We start from the raw sequence: 12359 nt of genomic DNA, 5'->3' as shown, positions 1-12359 counted from the left end.
TAATGTTATAATTTAATGAAATGAGGCTGTTTGGTTTTTTCTTAGCAATTAAATAAGGGTAAATCTAAATTTTAGGTTAAATTTTTGGAAATAAATTTAGAAGAAATCAATTGTACTACAAAATTAATCGTCTTAAAATTCATTAAGCTCCGTTGAAATACATTTTAACACCGACAAAGTGCGCTTTTCTTAAAAAATATAATCAAAAATACTTACAAAATTCAACATAGATTATTCATGCTTCTGCAACATTAAAGGAATATATAAAACCAAGTCATTCAGATAAATAAGAAATCATTATTCTTATGAGCAAATAATTTCCCTTAGCAACTTTACTACATTTTATACCTTAATATATATACACTTTAAAAATGCTACCTAATTATACTTTTATAAAAACGAAAAACCTCCCTTGACGAAGGAGGCTTCTCTTGAGTTAACCTAACTATGTTAAAATAAAACTATGCGATGTTTGAAGCGTATTGTGACGCTTTTTTCAAAAACGTTTTGATAAGCAATCTGTTCGGTGCGATACCAGAAGTCATCATTTGCTTTTTTGAAGAAGTTTCTTTGGTGATGTTCTCGTTGGTAGTTTGTTTTGTACCCATGAACCAAGAAATCGTGTTGATTGAAGCATTTGACTCTACTGTAGTTGATGTAGCTGCTACTGGAGTTTCAATCGCTGTTTGGGCAAAGCTCACCGAAGACAACATCATCATTACCAAAACAACCATCATTTTGATTGCGTTTGAAGTAGTGTTTGCTGTTGTGTTCATATCGTGTGTGTTACTTTGTTTGTACATGACAAATCTAGGGCAACACCCACGCCTACTGAAATTGCTTCGGTAACTAACACCAAAACTCGTTGAACTTACACTTTTTTCAAATCTGAAGTATTTCGGCTAAAAAAAGTGCATTTCGTGGAGCATTTTGCTGCTGCTAGGCGGCGAATGAACCTTTTAGACACAAAACCTTGCTAATTAAAATAGGCTTACTAAATATTAAGGTATAGTTCAAAGATTAGTTGACAATCTTCTTGACAACAACTTGATTCTGCTCAGAAGTTACTTTTACCATCAATACTCCTTTAACCGTTGGCAAACTAAAACGAACTTCTCCTGCATTGACTGCTTCTTTCACTAACAAAAGCCTTCCATTAACATCGTAAATTTCTATCTTATCAATCAAGACATTGCTTGAATGAACAACTGCTTCATTATCTTGCTTGTATACGACAACCGAATTATTGGTGAATGAACCTTCTTTTACCGTGAGCAGATTTTCATAGCGCAATTCGAAACGAGAATTAAAAACTCCAGCTTCTGACGCAAAAACATATGGTGCAGCGGTCAAATCATGAAGGGTATTGGTAAAGTTATCATTCAGATATATATTTTGCCCAGCACTCGCAAACAATCCGTCAATATTATTAATAGCAATCGTGTAAGTTCCTCCTAATTGTGATTTGAATCCTAACGGAACAATGTCGTTTGACGTGAAAGTTCCCCGACCTTGAATAGCATACTCTTGATTATCAATAAGCGAAGTCAGCGCCGTAGGGCTATCATTAAAAAAACGGCCATCTATAGCTGGATCAATCCCTGCTGTTGCATTGGGCATGTAAGCCACGAGTGTTTGTCCAAAGAAACCTTCCGTAGAGGTTAAATTCAGCCATATCCTGCTTCGTTCATTGGTCATTCTTAGAAACGGGGCATTAGAGTTCCCTATACGCATTGAATTGGTAAAAGAAATAGTAGAGGAAGTTGCTTTGGCAATAAAACCCTGACAAGGCTGAATAATCCCATTGGGCACTAAAGACAACGGATCACTTCCTGAATTAGAAGTTCCACCAGCCAAAGTATAAGTAGCATAAGAAGTAGTTACAGTGTTATTGGTTTTTCTCCAAAAATACAATGCCTCAGTTAATCCATTGGCGGCAATAAATGTATCGGCATCAATAGCAGATGGATACGGATTACCAATCGCATTGTAACCTCCGTTAGTAACAGCTACATTGACATCGCCGTTGTGAGGATTCCCTATGAAAGCACCCGTCCAATTAGTGGGTGTTGCTGGGTGATTGTTAGGCATTCGGATAAGATAGCCTTTTGCGGTTTCAAAGGTTGCAGCGGAAGGAGTTGCTACAGCAACATATAAATTTGTATTTGGGTCATAAGTGTAGAAACGATTAGGCAGAGTTTCTGGCGAGAAAGGCTGTAAAAATTGATTGTCAACCGGTGAAGACCACATAACATAATCTTGGCGCATCAATGGAGCCGAAGTGCGCTCTACAATAATATTCCCAGAATTAACCACATTTGTATTCTGCAACAAATTAGCATTACTTTTCAGGGTAAAATTACTTCCCGCATCAACAGTCAAGACTCCATTAATCGTTACATTATTGCCACTAGATATAATCACTGATGCATTATTGGTCACATTAATGGTACAAGCCTCCAAATTAGTGGTTGTGGTATAATTTGCAGTAAAAACAACCGCCGAGGTTGAACTAGGCGTTCCGTTGCTCCATGCGCTACCATTCCAAGTGGTGGTGGCACCGGTAGAGATAGTTACTACTGATGTATTCACAGAGGCACATCCGCCATTAGTCACCACTGCTCTATAATAAGTCGTCGCGCTGATAGTTCCCATCTGCGCACTGGTCAAAGTAGCTCCTGTAGCTCCGGCAATATTCGTGAAAGTAGTATTATTGGTCGATGATTGCCATTGAATGGTTCCTGTATTACCTGTTAAAGCAATATTCCCAGGTTGGGTTCCTGAACAAATCGTTTGATTAGCCGACACTGTACCTGCTACTGAAGCAGTACTTACGGTTACTGTAACCGATGAAGATACAGCCGAGGCACATACTCCACTGGTTACTACCGCACGATAATAACGCGTGGCTGTTAAAGTACCCATTTGTCCGCTAGTCAAAGTGGCTGCCGTAGCTCCGGCGATATTCGTGAAAGTAGTATTGTTTGTTGATGACTGCCATTGAATCGTTCCGGTGTTGCCTGTCAAGGTAATATTCCCAGGTTGTGTACCCGTGCAAATCGATTGATTGGCCGAAACTGTGCCTGCTACTGAAACCGCATTGGTGGTTACGGTAACCGAAGCAGTGTTTACCGAAGCACATCCGCCATTAGTCACTACTGCTCTATAATAAGTAGTCGCGTTGATTGCTCCCATCTGTACACTCGTCAAAGTAGCTCCTGTCGCTCCGGCGATATTCGTGAAAGTAATATTATCTGGTGAAGATTGCCAATGGATGGTTCCTGTATTGCCTGTTAGGGTGATATTCCCTGGTGAAGTTCCTGAACAAATCGTTTGATTGGCCGACACTGTGCCTGCTATCGAAGCCGTACTTACGGTTACTGTAACTGAAGCTGAATTCACCGCAGCACATGGGCTGTTAGTTACTACCGCACGATAATAGCGCGTAGCGGTTAAAGTTCCCATCTGTGCGCTAGTCAAAGTAGCTGAAGTAGCTCCAGCAATATTTGTGAAAGTAGTATTATTAGTTGAAGATTGCCATTGGATGTTTCCCGTATTACCTGTCAGGGTAATATTCCCAGGCTGTGTCCCTGTACAAATTATTTGATTCGCCGAAACAGTACCTGCTACTGAAGTAACCACATTAACCGTCACCGAAGATGAAGTAACCGAGGCACATACTCCACTGGTTACTACCGCACGATAATAACGCGTGGTGGTTAAAGTTCCCATCTGTGCACTAGTCAAAGTAGCCGCTGTAGCTCCTGTAATATTCGTGAAAGTAATATTATCTGATGAAGATTGCCATTGGATGGTTCCTGTATTGCCTGTCAAGGTAATATTTCCAGGTGAAGTTCCTGAACAAATCGTTTGGTTCGCCGATACTGTGCCTGCTACTGAAGCCGTACTTACGGTTACTGTAACCGAAGCTGAATTCACCGCAGCACATGGGCTGTTAGTTACTACCGCACGATAATAGCGTGTGGCTGTTAAAGTACCCATCTGCGCACTAGTCAAAGTAGCTCCTGTAGCTCCGGCAATATTCGTGAAAGTAGTATTATTGGTCGATGATTGCCATTGGATGGTTCCTGTATTACCCGTTAAGGAAATATTCCCCGGTTGGGTTCCAGAACAAATCGTTTGATTAGCCGACACAGTGCCTGCCACCGAAGTAGTACTCACTGTTACCGTTACCGACGACGATGTAACCGAGGCACATACTCCACTGGTTACTACCGCACGATAATAACGCGTGGCTGTTAAAGTACCCATTTGTCCGCTAGTCAAAGTGGCTGCTGTAGCTCCAGCGATATTCGTGAAAGTAGTATTGTTTGTTGAAGACTGCCATTGAATCGTTCCGGTGTTGCCTGTCAAGGTAATATTTCCAGGTGAAGTTCCTGAACAAATCGTTTGATTGGCCGAAACTGTGCCTGCTACTGAAACAGCATTGGTGGTTACGGTAACCGAAGCCGTGTTTACCGAAGCACATCCGCCATTAGTCACCACTGCCCTATAATAAGTCGTCGCGCTGATAGTTCCCATCTGCGCACTGGTCAAAGTAGCTCCTGTAGCTCCGGCAATATTCGTGAAAGTAGTATTATTGGTCGATGATTGCCATTGAATGGTTCCTGTATTACCTGTTAAAGCAATATTCCCAGGTTGGGTTCCTGAACAAATCGTTTGATTAGCCGACACTGTACCTGCTACTGAAGCAGTACTTACGGTTACTGTAACCGATGAAGATACAGCCGAGGCACATACTCCACTGGTTACTACCGCACGATAATAACGCGTGGCTGTTAAAGTACCCATTTGTCCGCTAGTCAAAGTGGCTGCCGTAGCTCCGGCGATATTCGTGAAAGTAGTATTGTTTGTTGATGACTGCCATTGAATCGTTCCGGTGTTGCCTGTCAAGGTAATATTCCCAGGTTGTGTACCCGTGCAAATCGATTGATTGGCCGAAACTGTGCCTGCTACTGAAACCGCATTGGTGGTTACGGTAACCGAAGCAGTGTTTACCGAAGCACATCCGCCATTAGTCACTACTGCTCTATAATAAGTAGTCGCGTTGATTGCTCCCATCTGTACACTCGTCAAAGTAGCTCCTGTCGCTCCGGCGATATTCGTGAAAGTAATATTATCTGGTGAAGATTGCCATTGGATGGTTCCTGTATTGCCTGTTAGGATGATATTCCCTGGTGAAGTTCCTGAACAAATTGTTTGATTCGCCGACACTGTGCCTGCCACTGAAGTATTCACAGTAACCGCTAGGCTTCTGGCCGCACTAGACCCACAGCCATTTACAGATACCACAGTAATGTTCCCGTTCTGACCAACAGCGCCAGTAGTTACCGTGATTGCATTGGTTCCAGCTCCAGCGGTAATGGTCCATCCTGTCGGAACGGTCCAATTGTAAGAAGTTGCGTTATTTACTGGTGCTACACTATAGGTTTGTCCAGTTAGTGCCGCACATTGGGTTACTGTCCCGGTAATAGCTCCGGGAACAGCTGCAATACCCTGACTGGTCACTACAGTTGCGGTATTACTAGTAAAAGTGCATCCGGATGCTGTGGCCGCAGAGGCCGTTACAATCCGTCGATAATATCGAGTGATATTTCCTGTTGTAGTCGTAATAGCTGGTGGTGTGTAGTCTTCGGTTGTCGCACCACTAATATTGGTAAAGGTAATATTGTCTGAGGAGGATTGCCATTGAAATGAAAGTGATGGGTTGACCGTAGTGCCGTTATAGGCATAGACCGATCCATCCAAAGTAGGCGCAGCGCCACTACACACCGTAGTCAGCGACGGGGTCACCGCATTGGAAGCAGGATCGAATGGCGTTAAACTGAAACCCGCCACATTTTGACCTCCATTTTCATAAAAGTCGAAAATAATCTCACTATTCCCATTGAGGTACAGCAAGACGTTATCATAATTAGTAGGAACTTGTTCTTTCCATTCATCGAAAACCTTCACTCCATCCACATAGATTCGAATACCATCATCACCAGAGAATGCCGCTTCATAACAGCCTACTTTGGTAGAACGCATGCGGTAACGAATAGCAAAAGTTTCCGTATACATATTAGTGCGTATTGCTCCGTTGGAATAAATAGGAAGACAACTATTATTTCCGCCAAAACCTTCAGAGAGAGTCTCAGTGGTGACCGGATAATAACCTACATAATTATCTGTTGTAAAAGGATAGGAAGCTGTTGGTGAGGAAGGCGATGCCCCTCCTGGCGCTGGTGCTCCGGCCCAATTGTATACATGACCTATCCATTGGTCGGTACCGTAAGCGGTTTCTGAATCTTGAGTATTACCTATGCCGGTTAAAGTGAGCGTGAGAGCACCTCCAGTTCGGTTATCGTTGGTACAAGCACTGTGAGACAAAAGCAATTTGATCTGACCCGAAATACTCGCTGTCCAGTTTAAGGTAGCGCCACTAGTGCCTGATGCTGTAGCTACTGGAGTCACACTAGCATTAGTTGTGGCGTTGAGAACAGTAAGGTTTTCATTTCTCCCTCCATTAAAAACATTTCCTACCGAAAAAGTATAATCAAATCCTTTGACAACATCAACAACTACATATTGACCTGCATTTACCGTTCCAGTTGTAATGGTAGTAAGATTATCAACACAAAAAGTATAAGTACTTCCCACTTGAGTGAGCGGGGTTCCTGTATAAGCGCATTGCGAATGGAGATCATTAGCATATGCAAACAAAAGCATTACAATCATCAATGCTTTTTTTATGCTTTGTATTTGACTTGTTGCAGTGGGAGCCGATAAGCGATGAAAACTCGATGACACCAAGCGATGCTTACGCTTAAGAATGATTTCTTGCATGATTTCCGATGAAGTGTGTTAAAGTATGTGTGTATTCTGCCTTCAAAATTAATTGATAGTCCTATACTTACTTTTCTCGCAAAACATTAGTTATCTTCTATGTTATTAACAATCTGGTTCCTACGAAAACAAAAAATTGAAGTACGTTAGAAAACAACAAACAAATTCCGTGAATAGATTTAATCGATAAAACACGTTAAAAGAGAGCACAAAAAAAACCCTCTCGTTTGAAAGGGTTTCACTAGTATTATTGTATACTGCTCGGTACTATATCAAGGGGAGCAATTCAAATTTAATTCATTACTTTTTTGGTAATAACTTCGTTGTTTGTAGCGGTAACCTTCACGAGCAAAACTTGGCTGGCCACACCCGGATTCATGCGAACCTCAGTAGCCTTGATACCCGATTTCTCGGCCAATAATCTGCCGCTAATATCAAATATTTCAACTTTTGAAATCAGTTGTTTTGCTGCACTAATTACCAACTCCCGATTTTGTTTGTAGACCACAACACTACCATTGCTGAAAGCAGGATTGTCAACTGACAGAAGGTTCTGGTAACGCAATTCGAAACGGTCATTAAACACACCTGCTTCAGACGCAAAAGTGTAAGGAGCGGTTCTCAAATCGTGGAATGTATTGGTCAAATTGTCTTTGAGGTAAATACCTTCGGCAGCGTCTTCAAAAAGACCATCGACATGATTAATAGCAATACTATAATCACCTGCCGTGCTTACTTTGAATCCTAGTGGAACAACATCAGTCGCATCAAACGGCAAGCCTTTACCTTGAATAGCAAACTCTTCGTTATTGATTAAGGATGTCAAGGCGTTATCGCTGTCGTTCAAGAAACGGCCATCAATCATGTTGTCGTAACCGCCTGTTGCATTTTCCATGTATGCCACTAAAGTCTGGCAGAAAATTCCGGCAGAGTTTGACATGTCTAACCAAATTCTATGACGCTCCACTTCGTTTCTTCTGAAGAACAAGTTTCCGTTATTAGTGATTCGCATTCCATTGGTAAATTGCAACGAGGTAGAAGCGGTTTTCACGATAAATCCTTGGCCTACATTGATGACTCCATTCGGAGTTAACCCTAGCGGATCCGATCCGTTAGGAGTTCCCGTTCCACCGGCTAAGGTATATGTGGCGTAAGATGGATTGGCGCTGTTATTGGTTTTTCTCCAGAAATAAAGCGCATCGGTCAGGCTATTTCCGGCAATAAACAAATCGGCATCAATAGTTGATGGATAAGGGTTACCGATAGCGTAGTACAAACCGCTGGTCAAACTGCTTTGCGTGTATGTACCATTGTGGATACCCGTTCCTGTGAAAGTGCCGTTCCAGATGGTTGGCGTTGCAGGGTGGTTATTGGGCAAACGAATCAGATATCCGACACCAGTGCTGAAATTACCCGTCGCACTAGTGGCTACATATTGTCCAGCCGATCCAGCCGATCCATCAAAGGTATAAAAACGAGTAGAAAGCGTTTGTGGCGAGAAAGCCTGCAACTGCTGGCCATCTACTGGCGAAGACCACATCACGTAATCTTGACGCATCAAAGTGGCAGTATTTCTTTTTACAACTGCAGTTCCGCTTCCGGTATTTGTTCCGGTATTGTTTTGCTTTAAGTTCGCATTGTTCTCGACGGTCAAAGTACCATCGTTATCAATAAGATTATCTACTGTAAGATTGTTCCCAGACAAAATCGTCAATGATGTACCCGAATCCAAAGTAAGCGATTTAACGGTTTCTGTGGTCGAAATCTCAGGATAAAAACTGGCTGTTGAAATCACAACATCGGTTGATGATGTAGGAACACCATTAGACCAGTTCCCTGAAGTAGTCCATGTAGTGGTTGAAGCACCAGCTGTCCAGGTTGTAGTAACACTTCCGAGTTCACCAATTTGAAAATCTCCGTAACCGGTTAAGCCAGTTGCTTGTGTACTCGTACTGGTTTTAGTACCTACCGTAACGGGTGTCCAAGTAGGATTCACATAACTGCTGATGATAAAATTATTGGTATTGGCTCCGCCATCAACATCTGCTGCATCAAAGGTAAAAGTAGCATCATAGCTACCACCAGTAACACCGCTATTGGCAATGGTGTAAAAGCGATTCACCGATTTGGCTGCATCAATAGTAGAACCTGAAACCTGTGGATGATCGTTATCTGTGGTAGACACCGTAATATCTCCAGCACCTGTAACACCTGAATAAGCCGTAGTTACCGGAGCATATACTGTGGCATCACCCACTTCAAAAGTTCTAGAGTTGGTTCCAGTTGGAATATTTTTTTGCAAGTTACCTCTTACCCATCCGTTTGTATTGGCTGTAACATTGTTTCCTGACGGAATAATTACTTTGTAGGCATTGGTCACCAACTGCGCATTCAAAGTCAAGTTATTGTTTACGGTCATGTCGTTGGCCAAACTCACTGTTCCGCCACTGGTTTTGTTAACAAACAAATAATCAAACGTAGCGGCACCGATCGTGGTCACGGTAGACGTTCCAGCGCCCTCGAAGAAAACGGCTCTGGTATTTGAAATATAAGAACCATTGGTTTTCGTGTCCCAGTTACCGGTTAAATAGATATCGCCACCAATAGCTGATGACAAAGTCAAAACACTGGTACCAGAAGTATTGCCTCCAATAACTACATTTCCACCAACGGTTAATTTGTTAGTGGATGCTCCCATCGACAAAGAACCGGCACTTGCAGCTCCGTCTAGACCTAAGTTCAAGTTTCCGGCAATCGCGCGATCGGCAAAACCATTTGCAGATAAGTCTACCGTAGTGCCATTTTGTACTTGAACATTATAAGGATATCCGCTTCCGGCTGTGGTGCTCCACTCTAGGTTACGTCCATAAGTTCCACCTGTATTATATATTAAGGTAGAACCTGTTCCGTAAGTGGGTGCATTTGTAGAAACAAAACCACCCGAATTAAGTTGAAGCGCGCCATTGATTGTGGTTACTCCTCCGAAATTCATACCGCTGGTTAAAACCCAGTTTACAGATGAAGATGTCGAGAGCGTACCTGAAGCCGACCCACTAGCTGTTTTATTATTGGTGATGGCGATGGTTCCTGTTCCTGAAGTAGACACGATTGACTTGGTCGTGCCTCCAGTAGTTCCGTCGGCAAGAATATTTCCTCCACTATTATTTAACGTAAGTGTTCTTCCATTGAGGTCAAGAGTTCCAGCATTCAAGAATTGTAAAACGCTTCCAGCAGTTGTATTAATTGTTACGTTGGTAGCACTTGCAATTTGAACTGAACCCGAAGTTTTCTCTATCAGTAAATAATCAAAGAATTGAGTTCCACTCGAGGCAGTAACAACAGAAGTTCCTGTTCCTACAAAACGAACCGCACGGCTATTGTTGGTCCAAGTTCCATTATTAGTTAAATTTCCTCCTATGTACAAATCACCGGAAGTAGCATTGAGTGTCATTCCGCCACCAGTGATAGTGACATTGCCTGGAACACCGCGCCCTCCTGCTAAAGTAACCGTACCGGTAAGCACTTGAACATTGGCAGGAACACCCGATCCAGCACTAACCGAACTAGAAGCTCCACCCGTCCATTCGTTGGAAGTTCCGTATGTAGTATTATATATTAAGGTAGAAGATGCTCCGTAAGTTGGAGTAGTTTGAAAGTTTCCTCCGTTGATTTGCACATCACCGTTCAGGGTTAAAGCCGTTCCTTGAATTGCATTGGTCCCTGAAACCAATAAGAAAGTTCCGGTGGTTCCTGATGAAGGTACCGTGCGAGCAACACCTAAATTAATAGCTGCTGTACCAGTACAAGTTACTCTAACATTTGCCGGTCCGTTACTTGCTGGCCAGTAAACGTGTCCTGCATCAATAGGCCCATAAGATCCAGAAGTTAGATTATAAGCTAAAGTTCCGTTAGAACCATATGTATATGATCCGCCCCCGGTTGTTGTAGCAAAACCTCCTTGACCAATTTGTAAAGTTCCGTTGATGGTGGCAGTACCTGAAATCGTCAATGTAGCATTTAGAATTACAGTACCCCCGGCATCAACGGTAAGATTGTTCAATTGTTGTGCGGTAGAAATCGTAAGTGTTGCACCACTATTGACCACCACACTGTTTCCTGTTGGTAAAGTTGTACCACCAGTTCTATTCAAACGAAGTGTTCCGCCTGAAACAGTAGTAGTGCCATTATATGTATTGGCTCCGGTTAAAACAATGGTTCCTGCTGCAGTACTGGCAACTGTAAGATTAGAACCTGAACCACTAATAACACCTCCTAGTGTATAGGTTCCTGTACCACCAATGGTGATGGTTCTTGAAGTACTAGTTCCAAGAGCCATGGTATTTGAAAAGGTAAGATTTGCCGTTGTAACTGCAGGTGAAGTAGGAGAACCTAAAGTGAAATCACCACCCACAACTATGTTAGAATATTTTCCAGATAAATCCCTGTTGGCATTTGCTCCAATAGTTCCTCCATTAATTGTTAGAACGCCTCCTGATCCCATGCAGTTTACACCTCTTGCAACAATAGTCCCACCATTTAGAGTGAAACCGCCTCCCCAAGTTGCCCCTCCTAGAGCCCATGCACCCGAACCATTCTTCGTATAACTTGCAGTTGCTGATGTAGTCATTGCATTTCCAGCAAAATCAAGTGTAACACCACTAGACACATTGACTGGAACATTACCATTACTAAAGTTTGAAATAGTACCTCCAATTGAAGTTATTGTCGCATTGGCAGTTGCATTAATGCCCGCAACAGTAATCGCACCTCCAGTAATCGAAGTAGTCGCATTTTCAAAATTGATAATTGCGCCTCCTGTAGTGACTAATGCAGAAGTATAAGGCCCCGCAGGATTCGTACTCCACACACTTCCAGACAAAGTTCCGGAAGTACCAAAATAATTATTGGTTTGCCCTAAGACTTGTTGATTTGAAACCAAACAAATCAGCATAATCAAACAAACAACTGAAGATTTTTGTAATAATGTTTTCATAAATTAAGTATTTAAAATACAGCAAATTCACACGAGCAGACTTACCCAATATGAACTGACAAAGTTATACAAATAATAGACACCTCAAAACACATCCTAAAAAAATGTGAATTATTAATTCAAATTTAATTTGTCGAGGCATTATTTGAAAAAAAACAGTGATTTGCTGCCTATTAGCCAAAAGCAGTTGCCGTTCGTCGGTAACTATCAAATGTTTTAAAAAAACACCCAGAATCCTTATGGATTGAATAAGATGTTGCAAAATCAATAACACATTAAAAATTGCAACAAATCTGTAGCAAAATGCGCCCCTTTATCAAAATTGCTACAAGATGCCGAAGATTTGAGTTATCCTAAGAACTTTCTAAGAGTATATATATTATAGGTATAAAAAACGAAAAACCTCCCTTGACGAAGGAGGCTTCTCTTGAGTTAACCTAACTATGTTAAAATAAAACTATGCGATGTTTGAAGCGTATTGTGACGCTTTTTTCAAAAACGTTTTGATAAGCAATCT

Annotated in this window: 3 protein-coding genes; all 3 read right to left on the bottom strand. The window is 42.0% G+C overall.

Annotated features, from left to right (window positions below):
• Positions 1–461: 461 nt before the first annotated feature.
• Positions 462–776 (bottom strand): hypothetical protein, encoded by a 315-nt coding sequence (locus G4D82_RS10555; protein ID WP_166337253.1) that lies wholly within the window; start codon positions 774–776, stop codon positions 462–464.
• A 244-nt stretch (positions 777–1020) separates the two neighbouring features.
• Positions 1021–6741: a T9SS type A sorting domain-containing protein gene (locus tag G4D82_RS10550; RefSeq protein WP_166337252.1), complete on the bottom strand. Its 5721-nt coding sequence runs from the start codon at positions 6739–6741 to the stop codon at positions 1021–1023.
• A gap of 400 nt (positions 6742–7141) precedes the next feature.
• A complete protein-coding gene (locus G4D82_RS10545) occupies positions 7142–11842 on the bottom strand; it encodes a T9SS sorting signal type C domain-containing protein (RefSeq protein WP_166337251.1) in 4701 nt (1566 codons plus the stop codon).
• Positions 11843–12359 lie beyond the last annotated feature (517 nt).

Source organism: Flavobacterium lotistagni (assembly GCF_011392125.1).
Classification (GTDB): domain Bacteria; phylum Bacteroidota; class Bacteroidia; order Flavobacteriales; family Flavobacteriaceae; genus Flavobacterium; species Flavobacterium lotistagni.
Note: the sequence above shows the minus strand (reverse complement) of the source record. Positions and strands in the feature narration are given on the sequence as shown.

Bases quoted from the DNA above. Each gene is read 5' to 3' on its own strand.
- G4D82_RS10550 (WP_166337252.1), bottom strand. From the start codon at position 6,741: ATGATTGTAATGCTTTTGTTTGCATATGCTAATGATCTCCATTCGCAA.
- G4D82_RS10555 (WP_166337253.1), bottom strand. From the start codon at position 776: ATGAACACAACAGCAAACACTACTTCAAACGCAATCAAAATGATGGTT.
- G4D82_RS10545 (WP_166337251.1), bottom strand. From the start codon at position 11,842: ATGAAAACATTATTACAAAAATCTTCAGTTGTTTGTTTGATTATGCTG.